This window comes from Escherichia sp. HH091_1A, assembly GCF_030295175.1.
GTDB classification, from domain to species: domain Bacteria; phylum Pseudomonadota; class Gammaproteobacteria; order Enterobacterales; family Enterobacteriaceae; genus Escherichia; species Escherichia coli_F.
Window position 1 is genome coordinate 2,586,482 of sequence record NZ_AP025747.1, and the last position, 16,478, is coordinate 2,602,959.

19 protein-coding genes and 2 pseudogenes are annotated in these 16,478 nt (G+C 53.7%); 7 read left to right on the forward strand and 14 right to left on the reverse strand.

What is annotated here, in order from left to right:
* Window positions 1–130: 130 nt before the first annotated feature.
* Together QUF14_RS13045 and trhP are read left to right on the forward strand one after the other, a co-directional pair.
* Window positions 131–463, forward strand: a complete 333-nt coding sequence (locus QUF14_RS13045; protein ID WP_001364219.1) for a YegP family protein — start codon at window positions 131–133, stop codon at window positions 461–463.
* 146 nt (window positions 464–609) lie between these two features.
* Window positions 610–1,971 carry a prephenate-dependent tRNA uridine(34) hydroxylase TrhP gene (gene trhP, locus QUF14_RS13050; RefSeq protein WP_000476037.1) on the forward strand — a complete coding sequence of 454 codons (1,362 nt, stop codon included), beginning with the start codon at window positions 610–612 and terminating at the stop codon, window positions 1,969–1,971.
* A 272-nt stretch (window positions 1,972–2,243) separates the two neighbouring features.
* On the opposite strand, the gene ogrK is transcribed toward trhP, so the two are convergent.
* The 9 genes from ogrK to QUF14_RS13095 form a co-directional block, all read right to left on the reverse strand.
* Window positions 2,244–2,462: a prophage transcriptional regulator OgrK gene (gene ogrK / locus QUF14_RS13055; RefSeq protein ID WP_000468308.1), complete on the reverse strand. Its 219-nt coding sequence runs from the start codon at window positions 2,460–2,462 to the stop codon at window positions 2,244–2,246.
* Between the two features lie 81 nt (window positions 2,463–2,543).
* Complete coding sequence (locus QUF14_RS13060; RefSeq protein WP_000882941.1) at window positions 2,544–3,707, reverse strand: phage late control D family protein; 1,164 nt, start codon at window positions 3,705–3,707, stop codon at window positions 2,544–2,546.
* A complete protein-coding gene (locus tag QUF14_RS13065; RefSeq protein ID WP_000978889.1) occupies window positions 3,707–4,186 on the reverse strand; it encodes a phage tail protein in 480 nt (159 codons plus the stop codon). Before QUF14_RS13065 ends, QUF14_RS13060 begins: the two co-directional genes overlap by 1 nt.
* A 14-nt stretch (window positions 4,187–4,200) precedes the next feature.
* A complete protein-coding gene (locus QUF14_RS13070; protein ID WP_074467151.1) occupies window positions 4,201–6,648 on the reverse strand; it encodes a phage tail tape measure protein in 2,448 nt (815 codons plus the stop codon).
* Window positions 6,641–6,796 carry a GpE family phage tail protein gene (locus QUF14_RS13075; RefSeq protein WP_000143830.1) on the reverse strand — a complete coding sequence of 52 codons (156 nt, stop codon included), beginning with the start codon at window positions 6,794–6,796 and terminating at the stop codon, window positions 6,641–6,643. The genes QUF14_RS13070 and QUF14_RS13075 overlap by 8 nt, the downstream gene beginning before the upstream one ends.
* On the reverse strand, window positions 6,793–7,068 hold the full coding sequence (locus QUF14_RS13080) for a phage tail assembly protein (RefSeq protein ID WP_001031303.1): 276 nt from the start codon (window positions 7,066–7,068) through the stop codon (window positions 6,793–6,795). Before QUF14_RS13080 ends, QUF14_RS13075 begins: the two co-directional genes overlap by 4 nt.
* 56 nt (window positions 7,069–7,124) lie before the next feature.
* Entirely contained in the window at window positions 7,125–7,643 is a 519-nt protein-coding gene (locus QUF14_RS13085) for a phage major tail tube protein (protein WP_001251408.1), read from the reverse strand.
* 12 nt (window positions 7,644–7,655) lie between these two features.
* On the reverse strand, window positions 7,656–8,846 hold the full coding sequence (locus QUF14_RS13090) for a phage tail sheath protein (protein WP_001286734.1): 1,191 nt from the start codon (window positions 8,844–8,846) through the stop codon (window positions 7,656–7,658).
* Between the two features lie 59 nt (window positions 8,847–8,905).
* Window positions 8,906–9,499, reverse strand: coding sequence for a recombinase family protein (locus QUF14_RS13095; protein WP_000905106.1), 594 nt, complete (start codon window positions 9,497–9,499; stop codon window positions 8,906–8,908).
* Window positions 9,500–9,526: 27 nt separating this feature from the next.
* Between QUF14_RS13095 and QUF14_RS13100 the strand changes: the two genes are divergently transcribed.
* A complete protein-coding gene (locus QUF14_RS13100) occupies window positions 9,527–9,919 on the forward strand; it encodes a gp53-like domain-containing protein (protein ID WP_227662212.1) in 393 nt (130 codons plus the stop codon).
* A gap of 21 nt (window positions 9,920–9,940) precedes the next feature.
* Window positions 9,941–10,381 (forward strand): tail fiber assembly protein, encoded by a 441-nt coding sequence (locus QUF14_RS13105; protein WP_001106828.1) that lies wholly within the window; start codon window positions 9,941–9,943, stop codon window positions 10,379–10,381.
* On the opposite strand, the pseudogene QUF14_RS13110 reads toward QUF14_RS13105, so the two are convergent.
* Window positions 10,353–10,799, reverse strand: a pseudogene (locus QUF14_RS13110) (tail fiber assembly protein); the annotation flags it as partial. The gene QUF14_RS13105 and the pseudogene QUF14_RS13110 overlap by 29 nt on opposite strands.
* Before the next feature lie 53 nt (window positions 10,800–10,852).
* On the opposite strand from QUF14_RS13110, the gene tnpA reads away from it, so the two are divergent.
* From tnpA to QUF14_RS13125, 3 genes are read left to right on the forward strand one after another with little or no spacing between them, the layout of a single operon-like run.
* Window positions 10,853–11,530 carry an IS66-like element accessory protein TnpA gene (tnpA, locus tag QUF14_RS13115; protein ID WP_100733974.1) on the forward strand — a complete coding sequence of 226 codons (678 nt, stop codon included), beginning with the start codon at window positions 10,853–10,855 and terminating at the stop codon, window positions 11,528–11,530.
* On the forward strand, window positions 11,530–11,877 hold the full coding sequence (gene tnpB, locus QUF14_RS13120; protein WP_000624622.1) for an IS66 family insertion sequence element accessory protein TnpB: 348 nt from the start codon (window positions 11,530–11,532) through the stop codon (window positions 11,875–11,877). The genes tnpA and tnpB overlap by 1 nt, the downstream gene beginning before the upstream one ends.
* 19 nt (window positions 11,878–11,896) lie before the next feature.
* Complete coding sequence (locus QUF14_RS13125) at window positions 11,897–13,468, forward strand: IS66-like element ISCro1 family transposase (protein WP_000381395.1); 1,572 nt, start codon at window positions 11,897–11,899, stop codon at window positions 13,466–13,468.
* Window positions 13,469–13,497: 29 nt separating this feature from the next.
* Here the strand turns inward: QUF14_RS13125 and QUF14_RS13130 are convergent.
* The 4 genes and pseudogenes from QUF14_RS13130 to QUF14_RS13145 form a co-directional block, all read right to left on the reverse strand.
* A pseudogene (locus QUF14_RS13130) lies at window positions 13,498–13,662 on the reverse strand (tail fiber assembly protein); the annotation flags it as partial.
* A complete protein-coding gene (locus QUF14_RS13135; RefSeq protein WP_021546199.1) occupies window positions 13,662–14,969 on the reverse strand; it encodes a phage tail-collar fiber domain-containing protein in 1,308 nt (435 codons plus the stop codon). The gene QUF14_RS13135 and the pseudogene QUF14_RS13130, both read right to left, overlap by 1 nt.
* Window positions 14,966–15,577: a phage tail protein I gene (locus QUF14_RS13140; RefSeq protein ID WP_001285340.1), complete on the reverse strand. Its 612-nt coding sequence runs from the start codon at window positions 15,575–15,577 to the stop codon at window positions 14,966–14,968. Before QUF14_RS13140 ends, QUF14_RS13135 begins: the two co-directional genes overlap by 4 nt.
* The gene (locus tag QUF14_RS13145) at window positions 15,570–16,478 is read right to left on the reverse strand and encodes a baseplate assembly protein (RefSeq protein WP_001121458.1); all 909 of its coding nucleotides are present in this window, start codon (window positions 16,476–16,478) and stop codon (window positions 15,570–15,572) included. Before QUF14_RS13145 ends, QUF14_RS13140 begins: the two co-directional genes overlap by 8 nt.

The window sequence follows — 16,478 nt, forward strand, 5'->3', positions numbered from 1 at the left end:
CCCGCGCATTTTCGGCTATCTGACATTATCTCTCCGCCCTGGCAAGCACCTGAAAATCGCTCATACTTTAATCGGCAAACAGTCCTTTTAGATGCTGTTTTCGATACGCAATTTCAATCAAGGAGTCATTATGGCTGGTTGGTTTGAACTCAGTAGGAGCAGTGATAATCAATTCCGGTTTGTGCTAAAAGCGGGAAATGGTGAGACTATCCTCACCAGCGAGCTGTATACCTCAAAAGCCTCTGCGGAAAAGGGCATCGCGTCAGTGCGTAGCAACAGCCCGCAAGAAGAACGCTATGAGAAAAAAACAGCAAGTAACGGCAAATTCTATTTTAATCTGAAAGCCGCCAATCATCAAATTATCGGCTCCAGCCAGATGTACGCCACCGCGCAATCTCGTGAAACCGGAATTGCCTCCGTTAAAGCCAATGGCACAAGCCAGACGGTGAAAGACAATACGTAATTACGATGCCGGGCGTAGGTTGTTGGCGTCCGGCGCTTTACCAGATCCCCCCACAGCGCTACAATGCCCGCCCTTAAAGTGGGGGCACTCCCCCAACCGCTTCATCAGGTGAAGCGGATCTGACCTGTCATCAGAACGAGAGAATTATGTTTAAACCGGAACTCCTTTCCCCGGCGGGAACGCTGAAAAATATGCGTTACGCTTTCGCCTATGGCGCAGATGCTGTTTATGCGGGCCAGCCGCGTTACTCCCTGCGTGTGCGCAACAACGAATTCAACCACGAAAATCTCCAGCTCGGCATTAATGAAGCCCATGCGCTGGGGAAAAAGTTTTATGTTGTGGTCAACATTGCACCGCACAACGCCAAGCTGAAAACCTTTATCCGTGACCTGAAACCGGTGGTGGAAATGGGGCCGGATGCGCTAATAATGTCCGATCCAGGGCTGATTATGCTGGTGCGTGAGCACTTCCCTGAAATGCCGATCCATCTCTCGGTACAGGCTAACGCCGTGAACTGGGCGACGGTGAAATTCTGGCAGCAAATGGGCCTGACCCGCGTGATCCTCTCTCGCGAGCTGTCGCTGGAAGAGATTGAAGAGATCCGCAATCAGGTGCCGGATATGGAGGTAGAGATCTTCGTTCACGGCGCGCTGTGCATGGCCTACTCCGGTCGCTGCCTGCTCTCTGGCTATATCAACAAGCGCGACCCGAACCAGGGCACCTGCACCAACGCCTGCCGCTGGGAGTACAACGTCCAGGAAGGGAAAGAAGATGACGTTGGCAACATCGTGCACAAGTACGAGCCGATTCCGGTGCAAAATGTTGAGCCGACGCTGGGTATCGGCGCGCCAACCGACAAAGTGTTTATGATCGAAGAAGCTCAGCGTCCGGGCGAGTATATGACCGCGTTTGAAGATGAGCACGGCACTTACATCATGAACTCGAAAGATCTGCGCGCTATCGCCCACGTTGAACGCCTGACCAAAATGGGCGTGCATTCGCTGAAAATCGAAGGTCGTACAAAATCTTTCTACTATTGCGCACGCACCGCGCAGGTTTACCGTAAAGCTATCGATGACGCAGCTGCGGGAAAACCATTCGATACCAGCCTGCTAGAAACTCTGGAAGGTCTGGCGCATCGTGGCTATACCGAAGGTTTCCTGCGTCGTCATACTCACGACGATTATCAGAACTACGAATACGGTTATTCAGTTTCTGACCGCCAGCAGTTTGTTGGTGAGTTTACCGGTGAGCGCAAGGGCGACCTCGCGGCGGTAGCGGTGAAAAATAAATTCTCCGTTGGCGACAGCCTTGAGCTGATGACGCCGCAAGGGAACATTAACTTTACCCTTGAGCATATGGAAAACGCCAAAGGCGAAGCAATGCCGGTCGCACCGGGCGATGGTTATACTGTGTGGATCCCGGTCCCGCAGGATCTTGAGCTAAATTACGCGCTGCTGATGCGAAATTTCTCCGGGGAAACCACGCGTAACCCCCACGGTAAGTGATTAATTTCGATTATTTTTCCCGGATGGAAAATTCTTAGAAACCGATCACATACAGCTGCATTTATTAAGGTTATCATCCGTTTCGCTGAAAAACATAACCCATAAAATGCTAGCTGTACCAGGAACCACCTCCTTAGCCTGTGTAATCTCCCTTACACGGGCTTATTTTTTACGCGTAATACAATGAAATAAAAGGATTTATTTCTGTTCACGTCCACACATTGACCACATCGACAAAAAAGCCCCTCGACTGAGGGGCTTCCTGTTTGTAATTACATCCACATAATTTGCTGCCCTGACGGCAACGGGTGCGGTCTTACGGCGTGGACTTCTCCCGGCTTCACGATGTATCGCTGTACCGACTCATAAGTGATGAACGTGGCGCTGCAATTCACGTTCTGACACTGGTGATAACGCTCTTTTGTCGTGTCAGTGATATAGCGGCTTGTACGCGCATGTGCGGCATGCTGGCATAAAGGACAATGAAACATCGCGAGCACCTCTTCCGGTTTTGTTGATGGTGCCATTTTAGTTAATTTATCCTTATAAAACAAACAGATAAAATAAAAACATTACTCATCATCTTCGGTTTCGTACTCCACATCAGAAAGCCTGACCTCAAGCTCTAAGGACGTCGTGAAGCCGCTATTATTCAGAAAATGTGTCACCTTAGTGATTGTCCAGTCCTGCTCGTCTATAACGCGCTTAAAGCCTGACACTCTGACCGGTGTTTCCGTGTAAATATCAGCACGACCAGTGGCAAGGCTGATGGAGAACTCCGCAACACCCCGTTGCAGCTTATCCCACTTCGCCTGAGCGGCGCGCATGGCCTGCGCTTTCGTGGCATATACCGTGGTCAGGGCAAAAACGTTGTCAGCCTCACCGGCCATGTATTCACCTTCGCGCGCTTCCGGTACTTTTGGCGCTTTCTTCTGCGTGACTGGTTTCGCTTTCGGGTGCTCCAGTGCGCGCAGGTGTTTTTCTTTCTTTTTGCGTTTCAGTTTTACCTTCTGCTTTTGCGGCTTCGGGTCTTTGGTGTGAAGCCACTTTGCCGTTACGCCGGTATAGGCTCCACGGTCAGCAATCGCAAAATGATGACGGTCGCCGTCGCTGCGGGTGATGGTGACCTGCGGGATTTTTTTACCGCTGGCCGTCACCCCCTGCCCCGCTTTGAGAAACAGCAGTTTTCCCATTTTTACCGACACCTCACCGCCGTTGCGTTCTGCAAGACGGGTCAGAAATTTCGCATCAGACTCCTGCGACTGGTCGATGTGCGGGATTTTAATTCCGGCCAGTGACGGAGCGACACTGGCTTCCAGCCTGTTACGGGAGGCTATCGCCTCAACAATCGCACCGAGCGTGGTGTCATGCCATGAGCCTTCACGGCGGGAATTGAGCGTCCCGCGAAAATCTGCACTCCGGGCGCGGATGGTGACCACATCCGGTGCGCCCCGGTGTTCAACCTCATCAACGGTAAATTTCCCTTTGCATACCAGGGCAAAACCTTTCCAGCCGATATACACCGTCAGGACAGCGCCACGAATCGGTAGTCCGACCTGCCCGTCGGCATCGTTCAGTTCAATATCAAGCTGGTCAGCCTCAAAGCCCCGGTTATCCGTCAGGGTCATGCTCATCAGACGGTCGCTGATATTGCCGGTAATATCCCTGCTGTCGAGCATCAGCATGTAATCCGGCGTCAGCGTACTGCCTGCATCAAATGTCAGTGCATCCAGCATTATCCCGCCCCCGTCATACCCGTGAATTTAGTCGCCATACTGCCAGCCTTACCGATGAGCGATTCCGCCTGTTTACCGATATCGCCATAAAGCGCGGCCAGTGATTCATCAACGCGGGTGAGCGACAGCGTAAAATCAATTTTCCGGGGTGTGCCGTCTGCAAAGAAAATACTCCCTGTTTCACTCACCTTGCTGATGACATACATGCCGTAAATCATGCCGGTGCCATCCAGCAACGGCCACGCCCGCCCCTCCTCTGCCATCAGCCTGAGCGTGGTCATCGTCAGCTTGCCGCCGGTCAGTTCGGGATAAAGCACACCGGCAAGCGTGATGTTTTCCTCACCCACACCGAGAAACTGAAAAGCGTCCCGTTTACCGATACGGGAATTTGACGGCCAGCGATAATCTGATTCACGCTGCATGGTCTGGTGTGGCAGCGTCTGGCGCATAAAAACAAACATACCTAACGCGAGCATCATTTTTCGTCACCTCCTTAACCGTCATGCATCATGCTGGCACGGGCGCGCGCACGTTTATCCCGCTCGTATTTTTCGAGCGCATCCTGTAACTGGCGGTCGAGCTGTGTCCCCGGCGCAGTACCACCCGTCAGGCTGATGTGATATTCGTTTTTACTCTGGTCTACATAAGAGCGGCCAGCCGGTGCCGTGACCGGCTGATAAGCCTGATAACCTGCATAAGAGCTGGTCGCCGGAATATAACCACCGCTGCCATACGTGGCGGCTTGAGTTCTGGCGGCGGTCTGGTCAAGTGTGTCTGACTCTTTGTTGATAACACCGAGTTTTTCCAGTACCCAGTCAATACCACTGCGCAGTTTGTTGAACGCATTAAGCGGCAGCATCAGCGCGTCAGCCAGTGCCTGCCCGAACATGACGCCCGTGTCACGGCAACGGTTCAGGGTGTCCTGGGTGGCTTTGACCGGGGCAATCAGGTTTTTAAACCACTGCCACGCGGCCTGTAACTTTTCACCCAGCCAGTCAAACACCGGTTTAAGTGGCGTGAACAGTTCCCCCACCGGCGCAAATGCCGCTTTCAGCCCTTCCACCACACCGCCAAAGAATGCGCTGACAGGCTCCCAGTATTTACGGATAAGCAACGCCCCGGCGACAATGGCGGCCACCACGGCCACAACCGGCCAGCTAATCGCCCCGATGGCGGTTATAACAGCACTGCCAACCGTCGTGAAGATTGCCCCCATTGCGCCTGCTGCCGCGATGATGGCATTGATGCCGGTGATAACCGGCCAGGCTACGAGGCCAATGGCACCTATGACACCAATCAGTGCCAGTGCACCACCGACAATGATGCCGATGGTTGACGCCAGTGATTTGTTTTTCTGGATCCAGCCGTCGAGTTTTAACACATACTTTGTGGCCGTCTGCGTGAGATTACGCAGTGCGCCTTCCTGCTGGTCAAACAGGTCAGTCCCCACCGCCTCATAAGCGGACTGAAACTCCTTAAAGTCACCGCCGAGGTTGTCCTGCATGATATTTACCAGCTCTGCGGTCTTCCCGTCTGAGGCTTTAAACGCAGCGGTCAGTTTGTCCAGCTTTCCGGTTGAGGCGGCAGTCATCAGCACAGCGGCGGCTGAGCTGGCCTCCTCCCCGAAAATGGTTTTCATGTATTCAGCCTGCTGGGCAGTACCGAGCCGGTTTTTCTCAAAACTGGCCTGCATTTCTTTCAGAATGGTAAATATTGGCCGGGTGTTTCCCTTGCTGTCTGAGGTTTTCACTCCAAGCTCTTTGAGTGCATCCCATGCTTTTCCCGTCGGTGCCTGCAGGCGGCTTAACACGGCACGGCTTCCCGTCCCCGCCATTGAGCCTGTGATTTTTGCATCATGCAGCGCCCCGACCATTGCGGCGGTTTCTTCAATGCTGACACCGGCATTTTTTGCCACAGGTGCGGCATAGGTCAGCGCATCGCTCATGCCGTCAAAATCGGCGGCGGTTTTGTTCATCGTCATGGAGAGAACATCCCCGATATGAGCGACCTTATCGTTTGAAAGCTGAAAGGCGGATTTCATCCCCATCAGCAGGGCGGCGTTTTCTTCCATCGTGCGGCGGTTCGCCAGCGCCATATTCAGCGTGACCGGCGTTGCCGCCTGAATGGCATCAACATCCCCACCCGCTTTCGCGATGATTATCTGTGCACCGGCCGCATCATCCGCCGAAGCGGCGGTATTGTCGCCGAGCTGGCGCGCCTGTTTGCGTAGTGCGGTCATTTCGGCGGAGTCTTTTGCCACTCCGAGCACGGCCTGCAATTCTGAGTTTTTCTGCGCAAACTCATAACCGGGCATCAGCAACTTAACTCCGGCCATCGTTCCCGCCGCCGCAATCCCCACACCGGCAGCGCCTACTGAGGCCATATTTCCGGCCAGCTCCTTTCCGGCCTGATAACGCTGTTTGACTGCGTTAAGTTTTGCCTGTTGCGCACTGACACGCGCCAGCGCGTCGCGCTGACGGTTAAGCTGTGCGGTGGTTTCACTGATACGGTTTTTCAGTCCCTGCTCATCATGTGCAAGATTGCGGGTATTAATTCCCACAGCGGCCAGTTCCCGCTGCTGGCGTTTAACGGAATCCGTCAGGCGGTTATATTTCGCCTGTAAGTCCTCCGCCGCACGCTTTGCGGATTCCAGCACTTTCGCCTGAGCACGGGTCGGACGTTCGGTGTTTTTAAACTGTGTGGCAAGGGCTTCTGCTTCCTGCCGAGCCTTTTCAAGTGCATGACCAGTCACGGCGAGCTGTGCACTGGTCTTGCGGAATCCCTCAATACGGGATGCCTGACCGTTCAGCTCGCGCAGTGATTTTTGTGTTTCCCGGATATCCCCCGACAGCGACTTGCTCGCTGTGCGGATGGATTTAAACGGGCGGGATGCCTGGTCAACAGCCCTGAGCAATACCTGTAATTTTACATTGTTACTCATTCGTGTTTCCGCTTCGCCGGAGCGCCTTTTCGCGCCATGTGATGAGTTCGGTCAGGCTCATGGGATACAGTTCTGATGGCGGCCAGTGAAATATCACTGCCACATCCGCCATCAGGTCATCGACCGAGAGATTTTTCGGAAACGTCACTGCACCGAGTTCGGCGACAAAAAACCGACCACCTTACCGGCCAGCGCCACAAGGTCAGGCAGTTCCAGCGCGGCGACCTCCTGCTCGGTCAGCATCGGTGCCGTCATGCGCGGCAGCACTTTAATCAGTGCATCGACTTCGGAGTTTGCGACCGCAGCCAGACTGACACCGCGCAGCGTCCCGGCATTGGGTTTCATCAGCGTGACCTGTTCGATAACCTGTTCACCACGTTTAACCGGATTATCCAGGGTAATGACGTTTTCTTTGTTCATGGTTTTCTCACTTCTGAATCGGGGTTAACCGGTCAGCCAGGCTGACCGGATGAAAATCACAGGCCGATATTGCGGCGGTGTTGCTCCAGCCGGTCGACGCCGTTCACCTTCTCAATCATGTTGATGGTGTCGATTTCGACCAGCTCCTTACCGTCCATCGTCAGCCGGAAATAGGTGCAGACCACGGAGATTTTCGACTCGGTGTCTTCTCCCTGTTTACCCTCGCCGGTGTCGATTTCTTTCTGACGTCCACGCATGACCACTTCGACGGCCACCGTTTCGCCGGTATCGTCGCGCTGGTAAGAGCCTGCAAAACGAATCGGCACGGCATCCACACCGGTTGCGGCGTAAAGCTCCCAGATAACCGAATCCGGGAAGCCACCGAGCGACCACTCCATTGACAGCGCATCGTCATCAAGGCCGAGGTCTACCGGTGCGCTGCCGTTCATTCCCGCACCGCGATAGTTTTCGAGCTTACGGGTCAGTTTTGGTAGCGTGACGGACTTCGCGACGCCCTGATAGCTGTAGCCGTTCAGAAAGACGTTCATTAACTTGAGTTTGCGCGGCATTGCCATCGGTCAGGCTCCTTAATTGCTGTTAACCGAGGTGACCAGATTTGCCAGGTATTTATCGGTAATACGCTGGCGCAGGGTCAGGTTTTCAAGAGGAGGCACCGGGGTATAGTCGTAGTCGATATACAGTTTTCCGGCCTTGAGGGTTTCCGCATCGTTGGATTCTTCGCTGAACCAGCAGGTCGCATCCACGATATAGCCGTTTGTTTTCAGCTCACGGAATTTGGCATTGATGCCGTCAACGATGTCGCGAATCAGCGTTGCGGTGATGGGCTTGTCCACCGCCCACATGTGCGCCTCAGCCATCGTGTCGGCCAGCACCTGCGCGGTGCGGGTGTAGTTTTCAAAGAGGAACAGCGGGTCATCAGAGCAGGTACGGTTACCCCAGAATCGGAAACCGTCGCGGCGAATCAGCGTAGTGACGCCTGACTCGTTAAGCAGGTCAGCATCGGTGCCGGACTCCTGCAAATCCCAGAATACAGAGGCGCTGATGCCGGTAACACCGTTTACCCCGACGTTGGACAGCGTTTTATGCCAGCCCTGCTCCTGGTCGATTTTAGCGCGCAGACCCAGCGCACGGGCGGTGGCATACGCGGTGGCGGTGGTACTGGTGACCGTATCCCATGCGAGGAAATCCGGCCAGATGACCATCAGCTCACGCTGGCTGAAATTCTGGCGGTAGGCTTTCACCTCGGAAATGGTTTTACAGCCCCATGCGCTGATATACCCGAAAGCGCGCAGCTTCTGACAGACGGATGCCAGTGCAACAGCCACCTCTTTGGTATCCAGTCCCGGCACACCGAGAATACGCGGTTTAACACCGGTTACCGACTCCGCCGCCAGCAGGGCTTTCAGTCCGGTGTACTGACCGTTTTCGTCAGTGGTGCCGATGATATTGGAAACGGTCTGCGCGAGTTTCGTTTCTTCGTCGTCGCCGGTTCCGTCTTCCACGCGCACGACAACGGTGACCGGTTTTGACTGGTCAGCGATGGCCTGCAACGATGCCGCCAGCGTGCCTTTTTTACCGGCCTTTGCAATCGCGCTCTGCACATTGGTGATCAGCACCGGTTTATTGACGGGGAAGGTTTCCGCATCCGCATCGCTGGCCGTGCAGACCATGCCAACAATGGCGGTGGATACGGTGGAAATGACGCGGGTGCCGTCGTTAATCTCCAGCACCTGCACGCCGTGATGATAGTCACTCATCCGTTTAACTCCGTGGTTAATGGGTGAGTGTTATTTTCAGTTGTGCCGGAGATGTCAGGCTATTTGTCCCGGTTGGCTAAGGGATGACACAATTTATTCTTTGCCGCTGATGAGGGGAATTTTTTATAGAGCGTGGACAGGCCAATATCAAAAATCAGCGCCACGCGTTGACGTGATTCACCCGCAGCCAGCAACCGTCCTGCCTGTTCCCACTCACTCGCGGTGAGCTTCGGACGTCTGCCACCAATACGCCCTTTGGCTCTGGCCGCTTCCAGTCCGGCGCGTGTCCGCTCGACAATGAGTTCTCGCTCCATTTCAGCCAGGGCACCCATCACATGAAAGAAAAAACGCCCCATCGGCGTGCTGGTATCAATAGCATCTGTCAGGCTGCGAAAATTAACGCCGCGTTCGCGCAGCTCCTCAACCAGAATGACCAGATGCCGCATACTACGCCCCAGCCGGTCCAGCTTCCAGACTACCAGAGTGTCACCTGCTGATAATGTTCTGAGCAGTTTTTTCAGTCCCGGTCGGTCGGACTTCGTGCCGCTGATTTTATCCTCAAAAATCCGCTCGCATCCTGCGCACTCCAGCGCGTTACGCTGCAATTCCGTGTTCTGGTCATTTGTTGACACGCGTACATAGCCAATAAGCATGAGCATCCCCCTGAATAAAAACCGGAGATGATGCCAGTTGCCCGTTATCTCTGCATTTTCATAAACGTTGGTTTGGGAGAAGCGGCTAAAAGGAATGTAGGGACAGGGGCGAATCAGATACCTGATATGGGTAGCTTCACGCTTTCTGTTTCAGGTACTGGATATCAAAAATTACCATCAGGTTTTATTCTTCAGTGGGGCTCAATCGGCGCACCAGGCATTGCACAGGATGTAGTAACCCATTTCCCGATTGCATTTCCAAACAGATGTCTGCGTGTTTTGGTCTCACAAGACTACACACCAGATAGCGGGGCTGTTGGTTATATTGCCTGTGCAGGTTTTAGTCCCGACCCGGTTAAATTTATATCCAGAGCCAGTACTCCTGGCCTCGGCGCTTCATTTTTAGCGTTAGGCTGTTAATTTAGCTATATGGAGTGAAAAATGAATTACATATATTCCGCGACTACAAACTCTTTCTATCCGCTGGAGATGAAAGAGGATTACACTCAAGCTGACTCATGGCCAGATGATGCTGTTGAAGTTGATGAGCAAGTGTATATTGAGTTTTCCGGATTACCGCCGAAAGGAAAAATCCGTATCGCTGGAGAAAATGGTTTTCCTGCATGGTCTGAAATTCCACCACCAACACATGAGGAACAAATTGCTGCAGCCGAATTGGAGAAGCAGCAATTGATTAATCAGGCCAACGATTATATGAACAGTAAACAATGGCCTGGTAAAGCGGCTATTGGTCGTCTGAAAGGTGACGAACTGGCGCAATATAATTTGTGGCTGGATTACCTGGACGCACTGGAACTGGTCGATACTTCCGGTGCGCCAGATATTGAATGGCCTACGCCTCCGGCAGTTCAGGCCAGATGACATCCGGCGCGGTGCTGGTATCTGTTGCCGTCACCGCGTCAATGTAATCCAGCACAGCGTTAAGTCGGGTTGTTTCTGCCTGCGTCAGTTTACGTCCGGCCTGCAATCTCAGTTGAATCAGACTGATGGAAGCCATTGCAGTATCAATCAGCGACTGGCGCTGTGCTTCTGCTGCATCTACTGCGGCGCTATGCTGTGTCTCGGTATCCGTCACCCATTTCTCACCATCCCATTTATCGTATGGCGTTGATGGGGCGATAGTGGTTGTATTTTCAGGGTAATCACCCGGAGCGGTGATTTCTTTTGATTCTCCTGTTTCGGTGCTATAGACCGTTTCACCGCGATGATCTGGCACATATTCCCATGAGTTAAAATCTACAGAACGGCAGATTGCATAACCAGCCTTATGTGTGCCAGGGTAACCGGCTCATTTAAACCGTCTGGTCTGTTTCCTCCGGCTCTACAAAAATAATGTCCATCATTTTTAATGGACACTATCGTATGAAACACCGGACCTGGATCACTGAAGCTTTACGTCTTCACTTTGAAGAACATTTACCCCGGGTTGTGGCCGGGCGTCGCCTGGGTGTACCAAAATCAACAGTTTGTAGTATGTTCGTGCGCTTTCGGAGAGCTGGCCTTTCGTGGCCTTTGCCCGCAGGCATGTCGGAGCAGGAACTTGATGCCTGCCTTTACGGACAATTTTCCACGGTACCAGTCGTACGTCCTGAAAGCACCGTTATATCCGAAGCCCCCGTGGTAAAAAAACGTCCCCGGCGGCCCAACTTCCCTTATGAGTTTAAAATCGCCTTAGTGGAGAAGTCACTGCAGCCCGGAGCCTGTGTGGCGCAGATCGCCCGGGAAAACGGAATCAACGATAACCTGCTCTTCAACTGGCGCCATCAATACCGGAAAGGTGGCCTGCTGCCTTCCGGAAAAAATATGCCGGCACTGCTTCCCGTGACGTTAACGCCGGAGCCGGATAATAAAATCCCGGCCCCCGCACAGGAACCAGAGCAGATAAATACACCGTCCGACAGTCTGTGTTGTGAGCTGGTTCTGCCGGCCGGAACTCTCAGGCTTAAAGGTAAACTGACGCCGGCGTTATTACAGACACTTATCCGCGAAATAAAAGGGAGCAGCCACTGATGATATCTCTCCCTGCAGGTTCGCGTATCTGGCTGGTTGCAGGTATCACCGATATGCGAAATGGCTTTAACGGCCTGGCATCAAAAGTTCAGAACGTCCTGAAGGATGACCCGTTCTCCGGACACCTGTTCATCTTCCGCGGACGCCGGGGTGACCAGATAAAAGTGTTGTGGGCTGACAGTGACGGACTGTGCCTCTTCACCAAACGCCTGGAGCGGGGCCGCTTCGTCTGGCCAGTCACCCGTGACGGCAAGGTGCACCTTACTCCGGCTCAGTTATCCATGCTTCTTGAAGGTATCAACTGGAAGCACCCGAAACGAACGGAACGCGCTGGAATCCGCATATAACCCGTTGTAAAGTGAGGATATGGACACCTCACTTGCTCATGAGAACGCCCGCCTGCGGGCACTGTTGCAGACGCAACAGGACACCATCCGCCAGATGGCTGAATACAACCGCCTGCTCTCACAGCGGGTGGCGGCTTATGCTTCCGAAATCAACCGGCTGAAGGCGCTGGTTGCGAAACTGCAACGTATGCAGTTCGGTAAAAGCTCAGAAAAACTTCGTGCAAAAACCGAACGGCAGATACAGGAAGCACAGGAGCGAATCAGCGCACTTCAGGAAGAAATGGCGGAAACGCTGGGTGAGCAATATGACCCGGTACTGCCATCCGCCCTGCGCCAGTCTTCAGCCCGTAAACCGTTACCGGCCTCACTTCCCCGTGAAACCCGGGTTATCCGGCCGGAAGAGGAATGCTGTCCTGCCTGTGGTGGTGAACTCAGTTCTCTGGGATGTGATGTGTCAGAGCAACTGGAGCTTATCAGCAGCGCCTTTAAGGTTATCGAAACACAACGTCCGAAACAGGCCTGTTGCCGGTGCGACCATATCGTGCAGGCACCAGTACCTTCAAAACCCATTGCACGCAGTTATGCCGGAGCGGGGCTTCTGGCCCATGTTGTCACCGGGAAATATGCAGACCATCTGCCGTTATACCGCCAGTCAGAAATATACCGTCGTCAGGGAGTGGAGCTGAGCCGTGCCACACTGGGGCGCTGGACAGGTGCTGTTGCTGAACTGCTGGAGCCGCTGTATGACGTCCTGCGCCAGTATGTGCTGATGCCCGGTAAAGTCCATGCTGATGATATCCCCGTCCCGGTCCAGGAGCCGGGCAGCGGTAAAACCCGGACAGCCCGGCTGTGGGTCTACGTCCGTGATGACCGTAACGCCGGTTCACAGATGCCCCCGGCGGTCTGGTTCGCGTACAGTCCGGACCGGAAAGGTATCCATCCACAAAATCACCTGGCCGGTTACAGCGGTGTGCTTCAGGCCGATGCTTACGGTGGTTACCGGGCGTTATACGAATCCGGCAGAATAACGGAAGCCGCGTGTATGGCTCATGCCCGGAGAAAAATCCACGATGTGCATGCAAGAGCGCCCACCTACATCACCACGGAAGCCCTGCAGCGTATCGGTGAACTGTATGCCATCGAGGCAGAGGTCCGGGGCTGTTCAGCAGAACAGCGTCTGGCGGCAAGAAAAGCCAGAGCCGCGCCACTGATGCAGTCACTGTATGACTGGATACAGCAACAGATGAAAACACTGTCGCGTCACTCAGATACGGCAAAAGCGTTCGCATACCTGCTGAAACAGTGGGATGCACTGAACGTGTACTGCAGTAATGGCTGGGTGGAAATCGACAACAACATCGCAGAGAACGCCTTACGGGGAGTGGCCGTAGGCCGGAAAAACTGGATGTTCGCGGGTTCCGACAGCGGTGGTGAACATGCGGCGGTGTTGTACTCGCTGATCGGCACATGCCGTCTGAACAATGTGGAGCCAGAAAAGTGGCTGCGTTACGTCATTGAACATATCCAGGACTGGCCGGCAAACCGGGTACGCGATCTGTTGCCCTGGAAAGTTGATCTGAGCTCTCAGTAAATATCAATACGGTTCTGACGAGTCGCTTACGTGCCAGGGGCATCTAAACAGGAATATGCAGGGATACCGACACCAATGGCAAGATATTCATTTGAAGTAGAAATATATTCCCGAGTTTTACCATCATAGTTATAGACGGTAATATTCCCCGCCTTCGTGGCAATAAGCTCGCTATTTAATACGGCGTTATCCATTATGCAGCCCTCACGATATAGTTAAATGCAATATTTCGTGGACGGGTTTCACTCCCGCCAGTATTACCGATACTCCCTCGTGAATGAAGTGTCGGTGATGGGATCAGACTCCCTCCTGTATTTGTGGCATCAAGTCCCCGTCCTTGTGTGTATGTCTTTTTGAAAATCGTAGCCAGTTCCCATTCATCTTTTGTGTCGTAACCATCATTGGCAACAACAATATGGCGGTGTTTTTCCAGCATCCCTGTCTGAATGCTCAATAAAACACGTCCTGCATCAATACCGCGCCCGTCATCCCAGCCACGAATAAACTCACCACGTAAATCAGGCAATTTATTTGTCGGATAAGCCTTTGCCAGTTCCGGGTATTCTTCAGCAGAAAAAGCCGCACCGTTGCATTTCAGCCAGCCTGTTGGCGGTGTGGCTGAAGGCCATGGAACGGGCACACCAACAGGTAATGCAGAGCCTTCTCCCAAACCAAGGTATGTGAGAAGACCAGCTATATCCTTTCCACTCAAATGAGTCAGCGTCTCATCCAGTGGCTGCTTACCTGACAGCGCATTGTTAATGGTGGTGCTGAATTTCGGGTCATTGTTAATGGCTGCGGCAATTTCTTTCAGTGTATCCAGCGTGGCAGGCGCACCGTTAATCAGAGCGGTAATAGCGGCCTGAACAAACTCAGTGGTCGCAATCCGCGTGGTGTTATTTCCTGCGGCAGGCGTCGGCGCTTTTGGTTCTCCGGTAAATGTCGGATTATGTTTCTGCGCATACTGGGTATGAGGATCCTGTGCGGCAATGTGGTTTCTCATCTGGTCATCCACATACAGCCTTAATTCCAGGACTTCATCATCCACGTATTTACGGGTCGCCAGTACCACCGACGGATCGATTTTCAGCGTAATAGCTTCGGTATTCGTGACAACCAGAATCATGCGGATAGTCTGGGTACGACCACTGCCTTCCTGCAACTGCGGTTTGTACGTTTCCGGGCAGTTCGCCACCGCAATGAGTACGCCTTCATCATCATAAAGCCCAATCTCACGGATCCAGAATCCGCCCTCGTTCTCAGGGATGATTTGCTCCGCAATAATCTGGCTCTGGTTGTTCGGGTCAACGCTCAGAAGATTCAGCGGCGCGATGCGTTTCTGGTTAATAAGTTTTGTCTGTGCCGGGTCTGGTGTCGGCAAGACACCATTTGCATCACCAACGGCCATTTGCGTCAGATTCAGCTTACTGCCGAGCATCGTCGCGTTAGCCAGCCGTGCCGCGCCCTGATTAGTCAGAATGGCGTAGTATTTCACTGTCATGCGTTTACTCTCAGGTTATCAATTAAATGAATGGCCGAGGCCGGGAAATAATCCCCTCCGACAATAATGGCCTCCGGGGTGTAGGGATAAACCGTCAGGGCGTCGCCGTGATAGCATCCCGCACCAGCAAAAATGTTGCCGGTTGTACTTAAACTGATAGCCAGTCCCGTCAGATGGCGGCTTGCAGGTTTTGCATCAGCAACGAGACGCTCCAGCTCCTGATACATTTCCTCGGTAATACCCTGCTCAAGCACGCCAACAACGATACGGAACGTCCCCGGCTCCTCGTTGAGTTGCCACCACTCCCTCACCTCAATCAGATAGCCGAGCGGCTCCACCACGCGCCGGATTGCGCCTATAGTGCCCTTATGGCAGTGAATGAAATACGCATCGCGGATAACAGCGCGTTTTGTCGCTTCCGGCCATTTATCATCCCAGCGGTCAACCGAAAATGACCACGCCAGCCACGGCAGCAGATTTGCCGGGCAGGTGTCCGGGTTCCACAGCTCACGAATACTGACCGGCGTTTTTTCAATTTCCGCACAGGCTTTTGCGGCGGCAACTTCAAGCGGTGATGAGCCGGTCGGCAGCAGTCGCGAATCACTCATCCGAGCCTCCGGTCACAACGCGGTATTCGGTACAGAAAGACGCCTGCGTACTGTTGAGCACGATGTCGGCCAGCGGTGCAGCCAGTTCGACACGCTGCACGCCTTCCACATGCAAAGCGGCATAAATGGCAGACAGACGGATGTCGCGCCCAAGCCGGTGCTGTGCCGTGATGTACGCTTCCAGTTTTTTCACGGCGGCAGCGCGAATGGGTTCGCTTTCGGGACCAGGGTAAAGGTAAAGCGTGGCGTTTATCTGGTATTCAACGATGGCGGCAGACTGCACGGTCACGCGGTCGGCCACCGGCCTGACATCCTCGCCATTAAGGGCGTTACGTACCACAGCCAGCAGGTCTTCGGATGCCACACCGTTATTCTCACGTGACAGCACAGAGATGGTGACGCAGGCCGGAGACGGACTGGTAACAGAGATATCCGCGACACGCCCGTCGGCACTGCGACCATGATACTGATAGGCACCCACCGACCCGGCGACGCTTAAGCCCTCAAACGCCTGCTGAATACGCAGACGATAATCGGTGTCAGACTCCATCACTGCCGGTGTCGGCGGGATGGTCGAATCATCTGCCGGGGTGATAATCAGGCGTGTGGTGTTGTAATTGGCACCAATCACATCAAGGTCATTACCGGCGGCACAGGCCAGCATTACCGCCCGTGCGGCCTCATTCACACGCTGACGCCAGATAAGCTCACGATAAGCGTTTTCCTCCAGCAGTTTGACGATAGGCTCGGATTCCAGCATCAGGGTACGGGCGACCGCCTCCTGCTGGTCTTCCGGGTAAAGGGAAATCAGTGTCGCCTTGCGTTCAGCAAGAATGGTTTCAAAGTCCAGCTCCTCGACCACATCCGGTGCGGGTAGCTGGTTCAGGTCGATAATCGGCAT

Coding starts and splice junctions, on each gene's coding strand:
- QUF14_RS13125 (WP_000381395.1), top strand. CDS start 11,897: ATGGACACCTCACTTGCTCATGAGAACGCCCGCCTGCGGGCACTGTTG.
- tnpB (WP_000624622.1), top strand. CDS start 11,530: ATGATATCTCTCCCTGCAGGTTCGCGTATCTGGCTGGTTGCAGGTATC.
- QUF14_RS13145 (WP_001121458.1), bottom strand. CDS start 16,478: ATGCCGATTATCGACCTGAACCAGCTACCCGCACCGGATGTGGTCGAG.
- QUF14_RS13060 (WP_000882941.1), bottom strand. CDS start 3,707: ATGCTGGATGCACTGACATTTGATGCAGGCAGTACGCTGACGCCGGAT.
- tnpA (WP_100733974.1), top strand. CDS start 10,853: ATGTCCATCATTTTTAATGGACACTATCGTATGAAACACCGGACCTGG.
- QUF14_RS13105 (WP_001106828.1), top strand. CDS start 9,941: ATGAATTACATATATTCCGCGACTACAAACTCTTTCTATCCGCTGGAG.
- QUF14_RS13085 (WP_001251408.1), bottom strand. CDS start 7,643: ATGGCAATGCCGCGCAAACTCAAGTTAATGAACGTCTTTCTGAACGGC.
- QUF14_RS13095 (WP_000905106.1), bottom strand. CDS start 9,499: ATGCTTATTGGCTATGTACGCGTGTCAACAAATGACCAGAACACGGAA.
- ogrK (WP_000468308.1), bottom strand. CDS start 2,462: ATGTTTCATTGTCCTTTATGCCAGCATGCCGCACATGCGCGTACAAGC.
- QUF14_RS13140 (WP_001285340.1), bottom strand. CDS start 15,577: ATGAGTGATTCGCGACTGCTGCCGACCGGCTCATCACCGCTTGAAGTT.
- QUF14_RS13080 (WP_001031303.1), bottom strand. CDS start 7,068: ATGAACAAAGAAAACGTCATTACCCTGGATAATCCGGTTAAACGTGGT.
- QUF14_RS13090 (WP_001286734.1), bottom strand. CDS start 8,846: ATGAGTGACTATCATCACGGCGTGCAGGTGCTGGAGATTAACGACGGC.
- QUF14_RS13070 (WP_074467151.1), bottom strand. CDS start 6,648: ATGAGTAACAATGTAAAATTACAGGTATTGCTCAGGGCTGTTGACCAG.
- QUF14_RS13045 (WP_001364219.1), top strand. CDS start 131: ATGGCTGGTTGGTTTGAACTCAGTAGGAGCAGTGATAATCAATTCCGG.
- QUF14_RS13065 (WP_000978889.1), bottom strand. CDS start 4,186: ATGATGCTCGCGTTAGGTATGTTTGTTTTTATGCGCCAGACGCTGCCA.
- QUF14_RS13135 (WP_021546199.1), bottom strand. CDS start 14,969: ATGACAGTGAAATACTACGCCATTCTGACTAATCAGGGCGCGGCACGG.
- trhP (WP_000476037.1), top strand. CDS start 610: ATGTTTAAACCGGAACTCCTTTCCCCGGCGGGAACGCTGAAAAATATG.
- QUF14_RS13100 (WP_227662212.1), top strand. CDS start 9,527: ATGATGCCAGTTGCCCGTTATCTCTGCATTTTCATAAACGTTGGTTTG.